Origin of the sequence: Blautia sp. HCP3S3_G3, assembly GCF_052063365.1 — a bacterium.
Classification (GTDB): domain Bacteria; phylum Bacillota; class Clostridia; order Lachnospirales; family Lachnospiraceae; genus Blautia_A.
The window spans coordinates 58,657-77,273 of the sequence record NZ_JBQHXR010000004.1 but is presented as its reverse complement, the minus strand read 5'-3'; the positions used below and the strand labels follow the sequence as shown (position 1 = coordinate 77,273).

Annotated in this window: 14 protein-coding genes; all 14 read left to right on the top strand. The window is 43.1% G+C overall.

Features of this window, described 5'->3' with window-relative positions; translation table 11 throughout:
- Positions 1 to 50: 50 nt before the first annotated feature.
- The 14 genes from ACTNEW_RS06510 (at position 51) to ygfK (ending at position 18,475) form a co-directional block, all read left to right on the top strand.
- Positions 51 to 575, top strand: coding sequence for a shikimate kinase (locus ACTNEW_RS06510; protein ID WP_441059228.1), 525 nt, complete (start codon positions 51 to 53; stop codon positions 573 to 575).
- 261 nt (positions 576 to 836) lie between these two features.
- Positions 837 to 1,250, top strand: a complete 414-nt coding sequence (locus ACTNEW_RS06505; protein WP_441059226.1) for an RrF2 family transcriptional regulator — start codon at positions 837 to 839, stop codon at positions 1,248 to 1,250.
- A gap of 317 nt (positions 1,251 to 1,567) precedes the next feature.
- Positions 1,568 to 5,104: a pyruvate:ferredoxin (flavodoxin) oxidoreductase gene (nifJ, locus tag ACTNEW_RS06500; protein WP_441059224.1), complete on the top strand. Its 3,537-nt coding sequence runs from the start codon at positions 1,568 to 1,570 to the stop codon at positions 5,102 to 5,104.
- 266 nt (positions 5,105 to 5,370) lie between these two features.
- A complete protein-coding gene (locus tag ACTNEW_RS06495; RefSeq protein WP_441059222.1) occupies positions 5,371 to 8,121 on the top strand; it encodes a YfhO family protein in 2,751 nt (916 codons plus the stop codon).
- Complete coding sequence (locus ACTNEW_RS06490; protein WP_441059220.1) at positions 8,118 to 9,083, top strand: glycosyltransferase family 2 protein; 966 nt, start codon at positions 8,118 to 8,120, stop codon at positions 9,081 to 9,083. Before ACTNEW_RS06495 ends, ACTNEW_RS06490 begins: the two co-directional genes overlap by 4 nt.
- Positions 9,084 to 9,085: 2 nt before the next feature.
- Complete coding sequence (locus ACTNEW_RS06485; RefSeq protein WP_441059218.1) at positions 9,086 to 9,502, top strand: GtrA family protein; 417 nt, start codon at positions 9,086 to 9,088, stop codon at positions 9,500 to 9,502.
- Positions 9,503 to 9,581: 79 nt separating this feature from the next.
- Positions 9,582 to 10,634: a nicotinate-nucleotide--dimethylbenzimidazole phosphoribosyltransferase gene (gene cobT, locus ACTNEW_RS06480; protein WP_441059216.1), complete on the top strand. Its 1,053-nt coding sequence runs from the start codon at positions 9,582 to 9,584 to the stop codon at positions 10,632 to 10,634.
- Complete coding sequence (locus tag ACTNEW_RS06475) at positions 10,635 to 11,183, top strand: bifunctional adenosylcobinamide kinase/adenosylcobinamide-phosphate guanylyltransferase (RefSeq protein ID WP_441059214.1); 549 nt, start codon at positions 10,635 to 10,637, stop codon at positions 11,181 to 11,183.
- Complete coding sequence (gene cobS / locus ACTNEW_RS06470) at positions 11,180 to 11,953, top strand: adenosylcobinamide-GDP ribazoletransferase (protein WP_441059212.1); 774 nt, start codon at positions 11,180 to 11,182, stop codon at positions 11,951 to 11,953. The genes ACTNEW_RS06475 and cobS overlap by 4 nt, the downstream gene beginning before the upstream one ends.
- A gap of 31 nt (positions 11,954 to 11,984) precedes the next feature.
- Complete coding sequence (locus ACTNEW_RS06465; protein ID WP_441059210.1) at positions 11,985 to 12,365, top strand: bifunctional adenosylcobinamide kinase/adenosylcobinamide-phosphate guanylyltransferase; 381 nt, start codon at positions 11,985 to 11,987, stop codon at positions 12,363 to 12,365.
- Positions 12,358 to 12,957, top strand: coding sequence for a histidine phosphatase family protein (locus ACTNEW_RS06460; protein ID WP_441059208.1), 600 nt, complete (start codon positions 12,358 to 12,360; stop codon positions 12,955 to 12,957). The genes ACTNEW_RS06465 and ACTNEW_RS06460 overlap by 8 nt, the downstream gene beginning before the upstream one ends.
- A 2-nt stretch (positions 12,958 to 12,959) precedes the next feature.
- Positions 12,960 to 13,856 carry a DUF975 family protein gene (locus tag ACTNEW_RS06455; RefSeq protein WP_441059206.1) on the top strand — a complete coding sequence of 299 codons (897 nt, stop codon included), beginning with the start codon at positions 12,960 to 12,962 and terminating at the stop codon, positions 13,854 to 13,856.
- A 257-nt stretch (positions 13,857 to 14,113) separates the two neighbouring features.
- Positions 14,114 to 15,451, top strand: coding sequence for a putative aminohydrolase SsnA (gene ssnA, locus ACTNEW_RS06450; protein ID WP_441059204.1), 1,338 nt, complete (start codon positions 14,114 to 14,116; stop codon positions 15,449 to 15,451).
- A gap of 18 nt (positions 15,452 to 15,469) precedes the next feature.
- Positions 15,470 to 18,475, top strand: coding sequence for a putative selenate reductase subunit YgfK (gene ygfK / locus ACTNEW_RS06445; protein WP_441059202.1), 3,006 nt, complete (start codon positions 15,470 to 15,472; stop codon positions 18,473 to 18,475).
- The last annotated feature ends 142 nt before the right edge of the window (positions 18,476 to 18,617 follow it).

The following is an 18,617-nucleotide window of genomic DNA, read 5'->3' as shown; positions in this document are numbered from 1 at the left end:
GAAATGGACAGTAACCACATGCTTGAAAAATACAGAAGAGGTACAGAACGATGAATGAGAAAAAACAGATAATAAATGGAAATATATTTCTGATCGGATTTATGGGCTGCGGAAAGAGCACCGTTGCAGACTGCTTTTGCAGGGAATACGGAATGGAAAAAATGGAGATGGACGAACAGATTGAAAAAAATGAGGGAAAATCGATTTCCGAAATCTTTGCTCAGGATGGAGAGGAATATTTCAGACATCTGGAAACGTCGCTCCTGAAGCAGTTCGGAACCAAGAAAAATACTGTCGTTTCCTGCGGCGGAGGAACTGCGATGAGAGACTGCAATGTACAGGAAATGAAGAAGCATGGAAAAATTGTACTTCTGAGTGCAAAACCGGAAACAGTTTATGAGAGAGTACACTGTTTTCATGACCGGCCATTGCTGGAAGGCAATATGAATGTGGAATATATTTCCTCTTTAATGCAGAAAAGAGCTCCGAAATATGAAGAGGCTGCAGATATGGTGATTTCCACAGATAATAAGACTGCTTTGGAAATTTGCAGTGAAATTATTGAAAAAATCTGAAATCAGAAAAAATATAAATTAAATAACTGTAAAAAATGTCCTTTCGCCTAAATTGTTCAATTAGAAAAATTACTATAATTGGAGAAAAATAATCGAGAATTAGTCTGCAAACATATACAATTTTTGAAAATATTTAGAATTTTCTTAAAATATTCGCGAAGAATCCTTGTATTTTTGGGCAAGTATTGGTATAATTTCCTTAATCCTGAAAAAGAGAAAGTAGCTGTTTGTTTGGAATGTATATAGAGAGAGGGCATCAACATGTTTATCACCAGGGAATGCGATTACGCAATGAGAGTTATCCGCGCTTTGGCTGGAAATGAGAATGGAAGGCTTAGCGTCAATGAGATCTGCGAAAAGGAAAGTATAACAGCTCCATTTGCCTACAAAATTTTAAAAAAACTTCAGAAAGCGAAAATTGTACGCGGCTACCGCGGAGTGCATGGAGGATATTCCCTGAATCGTGACCTGGATAAACTGACGCTGTTTGACATCTATTCTGCGATTGATTCGGATATGTTTATCATAGACTGTCTTGATCCGGAGTTCCATTGCATGCGCGACGGACAGGACGGAATTTCCTGCCGTGTCCATTATGAACTTTTGGATATACAGCATGAGTTATGCGAAATGCTGAAACGCAGACCGCTGGGTGAACTGGTGAAGAATGAGTAAAAGGATAAAAAGAAACAGACAGGGGAAAGGAAATCTGTTGAAATGATATGGCAGATTTCCTTTTTTTGCATTTTAAAACGGAAATGTCTGACAGTGCAGGCCTCAGCTATGAATAAAAGGCAACTGCTGACTGGGAAAACACACCCTTTTTGATTAAGATTTATTAAAAATATCACGCTTGTATGCAATTAGGTACAAAAAATAGATAATCCGGTTGGACATAACTGTAAAATTATGTTATAATCGTAAATGGAATTTTAGACACATCCGTTGTCTAGAAATAATTATTTTCATACCTTTAAGGAGGAAAAGAAACTATGGCAAGAAAGATGAAAACCATGGATGGTAACCATGCAGCCGCTCATGCATCTTACGCTTATTCTGATGTAGCTGCAATTTACCCGATCACCCCTTCATCTGTTATGGCTGAAGCTACAGACGAGTGGGCCACCCAGGGAAGAAAAAACATCTTCGGACAGGAAGTACAGGTAACTGAAATGCAGTCTGAGGCAGGTGCTGCCGGTGCAGTTCACGGATCTCTGGCAGCTGGTGCTCTGACAACTACTTACACTGCATCTCAGGGTCTTCTTCTGATGATCCCGAACCTTTACAAAATCGCTGGTGAACAGTTACCGGGCGTTATCAACGTATCCGCTCGTGCACTTGCTTCTCACGCACTTTCCATTTTCGGTGACCATTCCGACGTAATGGCATGTCGTCAGACAGGATGCGCTATGCTGTGCGAGTCTTCTGTACAGGAAGTTATGGACCTGACTCCGGTTGCACATCTGGCAGCTATCAAAGGCAAAGTTCCTTTCATCAACTTCTTCGATGGATTCCGTACATCTCACGAAATCCAGAAAATTGAAACATGGGATTACGAAGATCTGAAAGATATGGCTGATATGGACGCTATTCAGGAATTCCGTAACCATGCTCTGAACCCGAATCATCCATGCCAGAGAGGTTCCGCTCAGAACCCGGATATCTTCTTCCAGGCAAGAGAAGCATGTAACCCGTACTACGATGCTCTTCCGGCAGTTGTACAGGAATACATGGACAAAGTAAACGCTAAAATCGGAACAGACTACAAACTGTTCAACTACTATGGTGCAGAAGATGCTGAGCATGTAGTTGTAGCTATGGGTTCTGTAAACGATACAATTGAAGAGACCATCGATTACCTTGCAGCAGCAGGTAAAAAAGTTGGTGTCGTAAAAGTTCGTCTTTACAGACCATTCAGCGCGGAAGCACTTATTGCAGCTTTCCCTGCAACTACCAAACAGATTACTGTTCTTGACAGAACCAAAGAGCCTGGTGCACTTGGCGAGCCGCTGTGGTTAGACGTTGTTGCAGCTCTTAAGAACAGCCAGTTCAAAGATGTACCGGTATTCTCCGGACGTTACGGCTTAGGCTCCAAAGATACAACTCCGGCACAGATCGTAGCTGTATTCGAGAACACAACCAAAGAAAAATTCACACTTGGTATCGTTGATGATGTAACAAATCTCTCTCTTGAAACAGGTGCTCCGATCGTTACTACTCCGGAAGGAACCACCAACTGCAAGTTCTGGGGACTTGGTGCTGACGGTACTGTAGGTGCTAACAAGAACTCCATCAAGATCATCGGTGACAACACTGACATGTACGCTCAGGCTTACTTTGACTATGACTCCAAGAAGTCCGGCGGTGTTACCATGTCTCACTTACGTTTTGGTAAGAAACCAATCAAATCCACATACCTGATTCACAAGGCTAACTTCGTTGCATGCCACAACCCGTCCTATGTAAACAAATACAATATGGTACAGGAACTGGTAGACGGCGGTACATTCCTTCTGAACTGTGCATGGGATATGGAAGGTCTTGAGAAACATTTACCAGGACAGGTAAAAGCATTCATCGCTAACCACAATATCCAGTTCTACACCATCGACGGTGTGAAGATCGGTATCGAGACTGGTATGGGACCAACCCGTATTAATACAATCCTTCAGTCTGCATTCTTCAAACTGACCGGTATTATTCCGGAAGAGCAGGCAATCGACCTTATGAAGGCAGCTGCAAAAGCTACTTACGGACGTAAGGGTGATGACGTTGTTCAGAAGAACTGGGCAGCTATCGATGAAGGTGCAAAACAGGTCGTTAAGATCGAAGTTCCGGAAAGCTGGAAAGATGCAGAAGACGAAGGTCTCTTCATGGCTCACGCTGAAAACGGAAGAAAAGATGTTGTTGATTTCGTAAACAACATTCAGTGTAAAGTGAATGCTCAGGAAGGTAACACCCTGCCTGTATCCGCATTCAAAGATTATGTTGACGGTACTACACCATCCGGTGCAGCTGCATACGAAAAACGTGGTATTGCTGTAAACGTTCCTGTATGGAATCCGGAAAACTGTATCCAGTGTAACAGATGTGCATATGTATGTCCGCACGCTGTAATCCGCCCGGTTGCTATGACTGAAGAAGAAGTAGCAGCAGCTCCGGAAGGACTTCAGACTCTTGATCTTACAGGAATGAAAGGCTACAAGTTCACCATGACTGTATCCGCTCTTGACTGTACAGGATGCGGCTCCTGTGCAAATGTCTGCCCAGGAAAGAAAGGTGCAAAAGCCCTTGCTATGGAAAACCTGGAAGCAAACGCAGGAATGCAGAAATATTTCGACTATGGCGTAACTCTTCCGGAAAAACCAGAAGTTATTGCTAAATACAAAGAAGCTACCGTAAAAGGCAGCCAGTTCAAACAGCCTCTGCTTGAGTTCTCCGGAGCTTGTGCAGGTTGTGGTGAAACACCATACGCAAAATTGATCACTCAGCTGTTTGGTGACAGAATGTACATTGCAAACGCAACAGGATGCTCCTCTATCTGGGGTAACTCCTCACCTTCCACACCATACACTGTAAATGCAAAAGGACAGGGTCCTGCATGGGGCAACTCTCTGTTTGAAGATAATGCAGAATTTGGTTATGGTATGCTTCTTGCACAGAAAGCAATCCGTGACGGTCTGAAAGCAAAAGTAGAAGACGTTGTTGCTAACGGAACAAATGAAGACGTTAAAGCAGCTGGTCAGGAATGGCTGGATACTTTCTCTGTAGGTGCTACCAACGGTGCAGCTACTGAAAAATTAGTAGCAGCTCTGGAAGCATGCGGATGCGACAAAGCAAAAGAAATCCTTGCTCAGAAAGATTTCCTGGCTAAGAAATCCCAGTGGATCTTCGGTGGTGACGGATGGGCATACGATATCGGATTCGGTGGTGTTGACCATGTTCTCGCAAGCGGACGCGACATCAACGTTATGGTATTCGATACCGAAGTTTACTCCAATACAGGTGGACAGTCCTCCAAATCTACACCTACCGGTGCAATCGCTCAGTTCGCTGCCGGCGGTAAAGAAGTGAAGAAGAAAGATATGGCTTCTATCGCTATGAGCTATGGTTATGTATACGTTGCTCAGATTTCCATGGGTGCAGACTTCAACCAGACTGTAAAAGCAATTGCAGAAGCTGAAGCATATCCGGGACCATCCCTGATCATCGCTTACGCTCCATGTATCAACCATGGTATCAAGAAAGGTATGTCCAAAGCTCAGACTGAGGAAGAACTGGCAGTTAAGTGCGGATACTGGCACAACTTCAGATTCAACCCGGCTGCAGAAGGAAGCAAGTTCACTCTTGATTCCAAGGCTCCGAATATGGAAGACTACCAGGCATTCCTTGACGGTGAGGTTCGTTACAACTCCCTGAAACGTCAGAATCCTGAAAAAGCAGCAAGACTGTTCGCTAAGAACGAGGCTGAAGCAAAAGCTAGATACGAATATCTGAACAAACTTATCACTCTTTACGGAGAAGAATAAGATCGAAAGTACACTTGTGTATATTCGATGATTCTGATAATAAATTCAGGTGATACTGACCGCAGTACGTATGTACTGCGGTCTTTTTTTTCGGGAATACAGGTTGTAAAACGGGAAAAGCACAAATGTAGTAAAAGATTATTTGACAATTCTTTATCATGTGACTATAATCGCATATAAATGATACAAGGGTCAAAAGAATGCTGTCCTTTTGGATGATTTTTAAAGATAGAAAACAGGATAAGGTGAGAGAGGACTAAAAGGATATGAAACGATGGTCTTGTAAAAACAGCAAAAAAGATTTTTATCTGTTGTATACGCTTGCATTTGCTGCAATTTCTCTTTTTTTGTATTCATTTTTTTATATGAATGGCAAATCATTGATCTGGAGTCATGATGGAGTGCCCCAGCACGTGAATTCTCTTGCATATTATGGCAAATACCTTCGGGATATTTTTCATACACTGGTGACGGAACATAAACTTTCCATTCCCATGTGGGATATGCACATTGGTTATGGGTCTGATATCCTTACAACGCTGCATTATTATGTGATTGGAGATCCTCTGACTTTGCTGTCTGTATTTGTACCGGAAAATAATGCAGAAACGCTGTATGAAATTTTGTTTTTTTTGAGAATTTACCTTGCGGGAATTACATTCAGTCTGTTCTGTTTTTCGCATGGTAATGGAAAACAGGCAGTATTTCTTGGAACTCTGATCTATATATTTGCAGGATGGACCATTTACGCTGCAGTTAAGCATCCGTATTTTGCCAATCCAATGATTTATCTTCCGCTGATTTTGATGGGAATCGATAAAATATATAAAAAAGAAAAGCCAACTTTATTCATCTCTTCAGTGACAATAGCTGCTATGTCGAATTTTTATTTTTTTTACATGATTTGTATTTTTATGTTTCTATATGCAGCATTTCGTTATTTTGACATGTTTGAAAATCATTCGGTAATCAATATAGGAAAATGGTTTCTGAAGTTTTTGGGATATTTTACAGTGGCAATGATGATTTCTTCCATTATTTTGCTTCCGGTGATTATGGCTTTGTTTGGAACGGAACGGTTTCAGGCCGCAAATTATGTTCCGATGTTTTACGATAGAATTTATTATGAAAAATATCTTGGATGTCTTATCGGAGAAAATATGATTCAGTGGGGAGTGGCCGGATATTCTGCTGTGGCGATGGCAGGCGTGTTTGTGCTGTTCTCGAAACGAAAGAAATACGTTTCTTTGAAAAATGGATTTCTGTTATTGAATCTGTTTCTTCTGGTTCCTTTTGCCGGTCATGTTCTCAACGGATTTTCCTATGTATCAAACCGTTGGATCTGGGCTTATGGTATGCTGATTTCGTATATTTTTGTTAAGGCCTATCCGGAACTTTTTACATTGACGGTAAAAGAAAAAAGAAAAGTTTTTTTGCTGATACTGATATATTGCTGCCTTGCACTGTTTGCGGAGGCAGCAAGGACACAAAGAAATATGGCGGCGATAATTTTTCTCATTCTATCAGGGTTTATTCTGATATCCTATGGAACTATTTTTACTAATGGAAAGTATCTGTGTATATTGCTTTCCGGAGTTCTGATTATGAGTATTTCTGTAAATATCTATTATCAATACTCTTATGAAAAAGATTATCTTTCAGAATTTTCAGACAGAGGAGAAGCTCTTGAAAAACTGGAATCCGGGGCGGATCTTGCCGTCCTGAATACAGAGGATTCATCTGTGTATCGTTATGATCAGTATGCTTCTCTCCCTTATGATAATTCGTCCATGAAAATGGGAACCAATAGTACTGCTTATTATTTCAGTGTGGCAAATGGTGCTGTCAGCAGATTTTTTGATGAAATGTATCTGAACACCCCATGGGAACAGCACTATGAAAATCTGGACAGCCGAACAATCCTTGACAGATTGTGCGCAGTGCGCTATTTTGTAATTCCGGGAAACGGATACGGATATCTGCCTTATGGCTATACTTCGGAAGCTGCATCTGCTTCAAAAAACAACAGGCAGTATCATGCCTACATCAATGAGGGTGCGCTTCCGATCGGTTATACTTACAGCTCTTATATTCCGCGGGAACAATATGAAAAGATGAGTGTGAATGAAAAACAGGAAGCACTTCTTCAGGGGATTGTGTTGGATCATAGCGTACTTCCGGAAATAACTCCTGAATTCATGTCTGAACTCCTGGAGTATGATATCCTGGAAGGAGACGGATGCCATTTTGAAGACGGGAAAATTGTAGTTACAAATGAAAATGCGCAGATGAAAATCAGTTTTGACGGTCTGGATAACAGTGAAACTTATCTGGTGCTGGAGGGGTTAAATTATGATGCACTTTCTCCCCGTGAACGGGTCAGTAAAAAGACATGGGAAAATATGAGCATTTATAAACAGAATGCGCTCCTTTTTGAAGACAGCCAGTGGAGGTACTGGAAAGAAAGTAAAGAAGCTTCTATTCGGGTAAATGGACTTCAATGTGAAAAGACTATGAAAGTATTTACCGATAAATATAATGCGTACAGCGGTAAGCATGATTTTTTATGTAATCTGGGTTATTGGGATGACTGCCGCAGGAGTGTTACTCTGACTTTTGAAAACACAGGAATCTATAGCTTTGATAAGCTTCAGATTATTTGTCAGCCAATGGATCATATTGAAGAATGGACGGATGCCCTGGGAGAAGAAGTTCTGGAAGATGTTCAAATAGATGTGAATGAAATTTCAGGGAAAATTACACTTTCCGATGCCAGAGCATTGCTTCTTGCCATTCCATACAGTTCAGGTTTTCGTGCCTATGTTGATGGGGAAGAAACGGAGCTGCATCAGGCCAATACTATGTTTATGGCTTTGGAACTCCCTGACGGTAATCATGAAATCCGCCTGACCTATTGCACACCATATGCCAAAGCAGGAGTTGTGCTATCTGCGCTGGGACTGATCGGTTTTGCCGGAATTGTATGTACACAGAGAAAGAAGAGGAAAAAGAAATGAGTGTATTGTCGGTTGTTCTGCCTGCTTATAATGAGGAACTGATGGCAGGAAAGGCCTGTGTGACGTTAGGGAATCTGTTGCAAAATGCGGGTATTCCCTATGAGCTTGTCGTGGTAGATGATGGTTCGAAAGATCATACATGGTCGGAAATTCAAAAAGCGGCGAAAAAAGATAGAAATATCGTGGGAGTGCATTTTTCCAGAAATTTTGGAAAAGAATCTGCTGTATTTGCCGGACTGGCGCAGGCTTCCGGCGACGTGGTGGCAGTCATGGACTGTGATCTTCAGCACCCGCCGCAGAAGCTTCTGGAAATGTATCATTTATGGGAAGATGGCTATGAGGTGATTGAAGGAGTAAAATCCAGCAGGGGAAAAGAGAGTTTCTTCCATAAAGAAAGTGCGGGCTTTTTTTATGATATTATGACAAAAGCTACCGGTGTAAATATGAAGAATACATCGGATTTTAAAATGATGGACCGAAAGGCTGTAGACAGTATTCTTTCTATGCCGGAAAGGAATATGTTTTTCCGTGCAACTTCGTCCTGGGTCGGTTTTAAAACGGCTTTTGTGGAATTTGACGTACAGAAGCGGGAAGCGGGAGAATCGAAGTGGTCTGCCTGGTCTCTGATTAAATATGCATTTACGAATATTGTTGCATTTACTACACTTCCGCTTCAGTTTGTAACTGTTGGAGGCGCAGTGTGTTTTGTGCTGTCTGCTATTCTGGGAATTTATTCTCTTGTTCAATATTTTACCGGGCATGCAGTGGAGGGTTATACAACGATTCTTATCGTACTTCTTCTGGTCGGCAGTGCCGTGATGATGAGCCTGGGTATTATCGGGTATTATATTTCAAAAATATATGAAGAAGTGAAACATCGTCCGCGCTATATTATATCTGAGATCGTACACGGTGAAGAAAATGGTTCAGTAAAAATAAAGCAGGATAATACAGGGAGATAAAAATGAAAAAAACAATAAACAGACTCTATGAAAATTCTGTTGTCCGGTATGTGTTTTTCGGCGGATGTACGACATTGGTGAATATGATCAGTTTTTTTGTTCTTCGTATACTGCATATAGAATTGAATCTGGCGAATGTGATTTCCATCATCCTGGCGATTTTGTTCGCATATGTTGTAAACTCCAGGTTTGTATTTCAGGATCATTGTGAAACGCTGACGGACCATGTCAGACCGTTCTGTAAATTTGTCAGTTCAAGATTAATTACGATGATCATTGAAGTTGGCGGCGTTTTTCTGCTGGTGCAAATGATGGATATGAATGATATGGCGGGGAAATTTGTGACACAGTTTCTCGTTCTGATTCTGAATTATATATTCAGCAAATATTTGGTGTTTACAACAAAGAAAAAACGATAATAGATGGAATCCATTGCGGTTTGGAATCCGATGTGATAAAATCTTAACAAATAGGTTTTGTGGTACGGAGGAAATGATCATGACATTAGAAGAGACGATCTCAGCGATTCGTCCACTGGATGAAGAAGCAATGAAGGAAGCAAGAAGAAGATGGGACAGTATAGCCAAACCACTTCATTCACTTGGTAAAATGGAAGATCTGATCACACAGATTGCAGGTATTACCGGGGAAACGCAGATTGACATTTCGAAAAAAGGATTAGTTGCCATGTGCGGAGATAATGGTGTGGTAGAAGAAGGTGTGACACAGAGCGGTCAGGAAATTACAGCTCTGGTTGCAAACAATTTTCAGGCTGGAATCAGTACCGTATGCGTTATGTGCCAGCAGTTTGGCGTGGATGTTCATCCGGTTGATGTGGGAATGGTGACGGATACCAATGTACGGACAGATTTGAAAGTCGCATATGGCACAAAAAATATGACCAGAGAGCCTGCGATGACAAGAGAACAGGCAATCAGGGGCATCGAAGCAGGAATTGCCATGGTGAAGGAACTGAAAGAAAAAGGCTATCGCATACTGGCGACCGGTGAAATGGGGATCGGTAATACGACGACCAGCAGTGCAGTAGCCTCCGTATTGCTTCACCAGCCTGTGGAAGTCATGACAGGAAGAGGGGCAGGACTTTCCAGTGAAGGTCTGGTCCGGAAAATACAGGCTATCAAAAAAGCAATTGATCTCAATCAGCCTGATCCGGAAGATGCGATTGATGTTCTGGCCAAGGTTGGTGGATATGACATTGCGGGAATGACTGGCGTATTTCTTGGAGGAGCCGCTTTTCGCATTCCTGTATTGATGGATGGATTTATTTCCTGTGTTTCTGCGCTGATTGCTGCAAGAATCTGTCGGGATGCAACTCCTTATATGCTGGCGTCTCATGTTTCCAAAGAACCGGCAGCGCATCTGGTTCTGGATAGTCTCGGAAAAGATCCGGTACTTCACGCAGATATGTGTCTTGGAGAGGGAACCGGCGCAATCGCTCTGATTCCGTTCCTGGAAGTAGGAGCGAAACTTTACAATAGTCTGAGTACATTTACTGACATTCATATGGATCAGTATGAGGAGCTGAAATAAATGCTTACATTAGTGACCGGAGGAAGCGGAAGCGGAAAATCTGCATTTGCGGAAGACCGTATCCTTTCCTTTGGAGAGGCAAAACGAATCTACATAGCAACCATGTATCCGTTTGATGAGGAAAGTCATAAGCGGATTGCTCGTCACAGAGCTATGCGTGCCGGAAAAGGTTTTGAGACGAAAGAATGTTATACAGGTCTGGCAAATATCATGCTTCCCGAAGACTGTACTGTTCTTCTGGAATGTATGTCCAATCTGACTGCAAATGAAATGTTTCAGCAGGATGGGGCGCATGAAAATACTTTAGAAGAAATCATCCGCGGAGTGCGTCATCTCTGTGCGCAGGCACGTCATACCGTGATCGTGACAAATGAGATTTTTTCGGAAGCAGCATCCTATGAAGGGGATACGGTGCTTTATCAGAATTATCTTGGAGAGATCAACTGCAGAATTGCAGAGATGGCAGAGGAAGTTGTGGAAGTGGTTTACGGGATTCCTGTTTATCATAAAAAGAAAATGACAGATCACAAAGGAGGCGCAGAAAAATGAAAAGTCTCTGGAATAGTTTTAAAATCGCCTTTGCCATGTTTTCCAAAATTCCGGTACCGCAGGCAGAGTGGACGAAAGAGAATATGAAATACATGTTCTGCTTTTTTCCGTTTATCGGTGCGGTCATCGGCGGAATAACACTTCTGGCAGCATGGGCAGGAATCCGGTTTGGATTTGATCAGACGTTTGTGACGGTAGTACTGATATTGATTCCAGTTCTGATCACCGGTGGGATTCATGTGGACGGATTGCTGGATACCGCAGATGCCATGAGTTCCTGGCAGGAACGGAAACGGCGTCTGGAGATCTTGAAGGATTCCAATGCGGGAGCATTTGCTGTGATTACCGCCTGTGTTTATTTTCTGTTATGGTATGGTGCATACAGCCAGATCGGCAGTAATTTCCGTGCACTTTGTGTGATGAGTACAGGATTTATCTTATCCAGAAGTCTTTCAGCCATGGGTGTGATGATGATTCCGAAGGCGCGGGAAGACGGAACCGTTGCAGAATTTTCCAGAAAGGCAGAGGACAGAACGGTACGAAACGTACTGATTGCCTATATGGTGATTCTGCTGACTGTGATGATGGTACTGCATCCTTTTTACGGAGCTGCTGCATATGGTACGGCATTTGTGGTTTTTGGATATTACCGTCATATGGCAATGAAATATTTTGGAGGAACTACCGGGGATTTGGCCGGATTTTTCCTGTGTACCTGCGAGGTGGGAATGGCACTGGTAATTGCAATTGTATCAAATTTTGTTATATGAAAGTTCCGGCGGAACAGGAAGAGGAATAGAAATGGAAATGATCATTGGAGGTGCTTTTCAGGGGAAAAGTACGTATGCAGAAAAGTATTATCCGGAAATCAGATGGAGTCTGGGTTCGTCTGTATCCGAAGACGAACTATACAGAGCAGAGGGAATCCTGGGATTCCATGAGTTTATCCGGAGAGAAATGAGGGCCGGGAAAGATGTAAAAGGTCTTGCCGGGAAGCTAATAGAAAAGAATCCGGATGTGATCCTTGTTTCAGATGAAGTCGGATATGGTGTGGTACCGGTGGATTCCTTTGACAGGGCATATCGGGAAGCAGTAGGGCGTATCTGTACGGAACTGGCATCCTTCAGCACCCGTGTGACAAGAGTGGTATGCGGAATCGGGACGGTGATCAAACATGCTTAAGCTGTGGCTGATACGGCATGGAATGACAGAGGGAAATCGTCATGGCCGATACATTGGCGTCACGGATGAACCTCTTTGTGAAGAAGGACGGGAATCACTGCTGCAGATGGCTTATCCGGTACCGCAGGCGGTATATGCAAGCCCGATGCTGCGTTGTACCCAGACAGCAGGAATTCTGTATCCGGGAAAAAGCATCCAGATAATTGATGAACTGGCAGAGTGTGATTTTGGAGAGTTTGAGAACAAAAATTATCAGGAGCTTTCCGGCAATTCCAATTATCAGAAATGGATCGACAGTAACGGGACGGCGCCTTTTCCGGGAGGAGAAAGCAGAGAGGAATTTAAAGACCGGAATCTGAAAGGATTTCAAAGAGCAGTCAGCGACAGCATCCGCAGGAAACTGCAGGATGCAGCACTGGTAGTCCACGGTGGGACGATCATGAATCTGATGGAAGAATATGCGAATATAGAACGGCCGTTTTATGAATGGCATGTAAAAAATGGCGGAGGCTATCTTGTCGAACTGGATGAAAAAGACTGGGTAAGCGGATACCGGGAACTGAAACTGTGTTATGCGTTTATGGAGGGATAGATATGAATTGGAACTGGAACAGAGCAGATCTGAAAAGAAATGCAAAAGAATCATTCAGAAAGAATTATTGGGCGTGTGTGATCGTTTCTCTTGTAATTCTGCTGATTACGGCAGGAGGCGGAGCCGGAAGCGGGCGCGGAGCAACCACTACGGTGCAGAATACTTATGATATGCAGTCTGACATGCAGTATTACAATAATTCCGCAAATCAGGCAATGGACGAAGCGTTGTCCGTGTTTGACTCATTTGACAGACTGACTCAGTGGGGAATCTGGATGATTGTCCTTGCGGTTGTACTTGTGATCGGACTGATCGCTGTAATATTCAGTGTTTTTGTCGGAAATATTCTGGAAGTCGGAGGAAGAAGGTTTTATATTGAAAACCTGTATTCACATCCGGGTGCCGGAAGACTGGGATATGGCTTTACCTGCGGATATTACTGGAATATAGTAAAAGTGATGTTTCTTCGTCAGCTGTTTATTTTCCTCTGGTCGCTCTTGTTTGTGATCCCTGGAATTATCAAGGCATATGAATATTATATGGTACCGTATCTGCTTGCGGAATACCCGGATATGACCTGGTCTGAAGCTTCCGCAAGAAGCCGGGAGATGATGAGAGGAAATAAATGGAATACCTTTATTCTGGAAATCTCATTCTGGCCCTGGGTTCTTTTGTCTGCCATGACATTGGGCATAGCGGGTGTTTTGTATGTAAATCCGTATGTAGATGCCACAAAGGCAGAGCTTTATGATGTTCTGGCAGGAGGCGGAAATCAGAATTACGGCAATCAGAGTTATGGAAGCCGGAACTATGGAAACCGGAATTACGATAATCAGAATTACGATAATCAGAATTACGATAATCAGAATTACGGAAATCCGTATGAAAACAGATATTAATAGAATGACGGAAAGACAAGGATACTCAAAGAAGAGTGGTGGGAAAGACTGCTCTTCTTTTTTTATCAGAAAAAACTTTTCATCAATCAAAAAAGAAATCCAAAAAAAATAAGAATACCAAAATGATTTTGCAGTTTCTTATTGAAATAATGTAAAAAATATGCTAAATTGATGGTATAAAATTCCCAAAAGAAATGAAAAAAAGCCGCCGTAAATTGGATGTTTTTTACAGAAATTTAATAAAAGGAGGAAGGCATATGCTTATTATTGGAAATGGAAGACTGATTACAAGGACTGCGGAACAGCCATTTATGGAAAATGGTGCAGTTGCACTGGATGGAAATACCATTGTAAAAGTCGGAGAGACAGAGGCAGTCAGAAAAGCTTATGAACACGCAGAGTATATTGATGCAAAAGGCGGGTTGATTATGCCGGCATTTATCAATGCACATGAGCATATCTACAGCTCCTTTGCGAGAGGTCTGAGCATCAAAGGTTATAATCCGAAGGGCTTTCTTGATATTCTTGACGGTATGTGGTGGACGATCGACAGACATCTGACTCTGGAGCAGACGAAGCTTTCTGCATATGCGACTTACATTGACTCGATCAAAAACGGCGTTACAACGGTATTTGATCATCATGCAAGCTTCGGTCACATTACAGGTTCTCTCTCTGCGATTGAAGAAGCAGCCAAAGATCTTGGTGTGAGAACCTGCCTCTGCTATGAAATTTCTGACCGTGACGGGATGGACAAATCCAGAGAGTCTGTGATGGAAAATGTGAATTTTATCAAACATGCGCAGGCAGATGACAGTGATATGATCGCCGGAATGATGGGAATGCATGCATCGTTTACCATTTCTGACGAGACTATGGCGCTCTGTAATGAACTGAAACCGGAAGGTGTCGGTTATCATATTCATGTTGCAGAGGGAATTGATGATCTTCACCTGTGCCTGAAAGAGCATGGCAAACGGATTGTAGACCGGCTTTACGACTGGAATATCCTGGGACCGAAAACACTTCTCGGTCACTGTATTTATATTAATGAACATGAGATGGATCTGATCAGAGAAACAGATACCATGGTAGTGCATAATCCGGAATCCAATATGGGAAATGCCTGCGGATGTCCTCCGACCATGACACTGGTTCATAAGGGAATTCTTACCGGACTCGGAACAGATGGATATACGCATGATATGATGGAATCCTGGAAGGTGGCAAATGTCCTGCACAAACATCATCTCTGTGATCCGAATGCAGCATGGGGAGAAGTGCCTCAGATGCTGTTTGAAGGAAATGCTCAAATTGCCAATCGTTATTTCAAAAAAGAGCTGGGCGTTCTGAAAGAAGGAGCGGCAGGCGATGTGATCGTTGTGAAATATGATCCTCTTACACCGATGAATGAGGGAAATATTAACGGACATCTTCTTTTCGGTGTGAACGGAAGTATGGTACAGACAACGGTATGTAACGGAAAAGTTCTGATGAAAGACAGAGAAATTCTTGTATGCGATGAAGAAAAGATGATGGCTGACTGCCGTCAGGCAGCCAGAGAACTGGCAGATGATATCAACAGCGGCAGATAGCCCGGACAGGAGGAAATTATGAGCGAAAAAATGACCTGTATGCCTTTTGGGCAGCTGATGGAATGGGTGCTTACCGAGCACAGGACGAAAGGCACTGTATTTGGAGTACACAGACCTTATACAGCAGACCCTTCATCAAAAATGGAGATTTTCGGACGAAAACTGGAGACTCCCATTGGACCTGCAGCAGGGCCGAATACACAGCTTGCACAGAATATTATTGCATCCTATTATGCCGGAGCACGTTTTTTTGAGCTGAAAACGGTACAGAAGATGGACGGCGAGGAACTTGCCGCCTGTATTAACCGGCCGTGTATTCTGGCAGAGGATGAGTGTTATAACTGTGAGTGGTCTACGGAATTATATGTACCGCAGGCAATGGGCGAATACATAAAAGCCTGGTTTATTCTCCATGTGATGGCAAAAGAGTTCGGACTTGGAGATCCAGATGGATTCCAGTTCAATATTTCTGTCGGATATGATCTGGCAGGAATCAAAGAACCAAAGATGGATGCCTTTATTGAAAACATGAAAGAGGCAAAGGATACGGATGTATTTCAGGAATGCAGGCAATGGCTTCTTGCTCATACAGATCTTTTTGAAAAGGTGACAGAGGCAGATATTGAGGCAATTCCTTCCAATATTTGTAATTCCGCGACGATATCCACTCTTCACGGGTGCCCGCCGAATGAAATCGAGAGCATTGCGAACCATTTGTACAGAGAGAAACATCTGAATACATTTATCAAATGTAATCCGACACTTCTTGGATACGAATTTGCAAGAAAGACTCTGGATGATATGGGATATGATTATATTGCATTCGGTGATTTCCATTTCCTGGATGATCTTCAGTATGAAGACGCGGTTCCGATGTTACGTCGTCTGCAGGCGCTGGCGGATGAACTGGGACTGTCGTTCGGTGTGAAAATTACCAATACGTTCCCGGTAGATGTCAGAAGAAATGAGCTGCCAAGTGAAGAAATGTACATGTCAGGCAAATCTCTGTTCCCGTTATCGATTGCACTGGCAGCAAAACTTTCCAGAGATTTTGACGGCAAACTTCGTATCGCATATTCAGGCGGAGCTGATTACTATAACATTGACCGTATTACCGGATGCGGGGTATGGCCTGTTACAGTAGCCACTACGATTTTGAAGCCCGGCGGATATCAGAGATTTTCCCAGATGGCGGACAAGATCATGAAACAGGGGATGAAAGAGTGGAAAGGTATTGATGTAGAGGCACTGGAACAGCTTGCAGCAGATGCCAGAACAGATAAGCATCATCTGAAAAATATCAAACCTCTTCCGAACAGGAAGAGTGATCAGGAAGTTCCGCTTCTGAACTGTTTCACGGCACCCTGTCAGGAAGGCTGCCCTATTCATCAGGATATTCCAAATTATGTGGAACTTGCAGGAGAGGGCCGCTATGCGGATGCGCTGCGCATTATACTGGAAAAAAATGCGCTCCCGTTTATTACCGGAACCTTGTGTGCACACAATTGTATGTATAAATGTACCCGTAATTTCTATGAAGAGTCTGTAAACATCCGCGGCACGAAGCTTCTGGCTGCACAGAACGGTTATGATACGGTAATCGGTGAAATCAGAGCCGGAGAAAAGAACGGGAAAAAAGCAGCTGTAGTCGGAGGCGGTCCTGCCGGAATTGCTAGCGCCTATTTTCTGGCAAGAGCCGGTGCGTCTGTGACTGTTTTTGAAAAAGAGGCGAAACTGGGAGGCGTGATCCGTTATGTAATTCCAGGATTCCGTATTTCCGATGAAGCCATTGACAAGGATATTTCCTTTATTGAACAAATGGGCGTGGAAATAAAAACGAACACGGAAATCACATCTGTGGGAGAACTGAAATCCAAAGGCTATGATGCTGTCATTCTTGCAGCCGGTGCCAACGTTCCGGGTGCGGTACGCCTTACCAAGGGAGAAACAGTGAATGCACTGAAATTCCTCGCAGAGTATAAGGCAAATAATGGAAACGTAGATCTTGGAAAAAATGTAGTCGTGGTAGGCGGCGGAAATACGGCTATGGATACGGCTAGAGCAGCAAAACGTACAAAAGGCGTGGAACATGTCAGTCTGGTATACAGAAGGACGAAGCGCTATATGCCGGCAGCAGAAGAGGAACTTCTGGAAGTCCTTGAGGAAGGAATTGAGCTGAGAGAGCTTCTGACCCCTTTCAGCCATGAAGACGGCAAATTATTCTGCAGGAAAATGCAGCTTGGAGAGATGGATGCATCCGGCCGTGCCAGTGTGACGGAAACGGATGAAATCGTAGCGATTCCGGCAGATACCGTAATCGCGGCAGTTGGTGAAAAAGTTCCGGTACAGTTCTATGAGAGGAATGGAATTCATGTGAACGAGCGCGGCAGAGCGAAGCTGAATCCGGCAACACTGGAAACAAATCTTCCCGGTATTTATCTGGCAGGTGATGGTGCGGGAGGTGCTGCTACGATTGTGGAAGCGATTCGTGATGCACAGATCGTTGCCAAAGCAATTCTTGGTATGGATGTAGTGAGAAATCAGGATGTGTCTGGCAGCAATGAAGAATGCTTTGCCAAAAAGGGGATCCTGGCTGAGAGCAGAGAGGCGGATAAAGAAAGCGATCGTTGTCTGAACTGCAGCAGAGTCTGTGAGAACTGCGTAGATGTCTGTCCGAACAGAGCCAATATTTCCATCAGAGTGCCTGGTATGGAAATGAATCAGATTATTCATGTAGATTATATGTGTAATGAATGCGGAAACTGCAGGAGTTTTTGTCCGTATGTAAGTGCTCCGTACAAAGATAAATTTACTCTGTTTGCAAATGAAGCAGATATGGCAGAAAGTCAGAATGACGGATTTGCAGTTATCGATGCAGCATCAAAAACATGCAAAGTCCGTTTCCTTGGAACCATTACAGACTGCAAAGCAGACGATCCTTCTGACAAATTATATGAAGGTCTTCGCAGGCTGATCTGTGCGGTGATTGATGATTACGGATATTTGCTGAAAATCACACAGTGAAAGACATAACAGGAATTTGAATGATTGAAGAGCCGAGGCTGGTAACATAGGACCGGCCTCGGTTTCTAATACATCGGTTCGTAAGTGATCCGGTGTAGTTATTTTGGATCGATTTACTTGTACAGCGTTTTGTAATTTGACC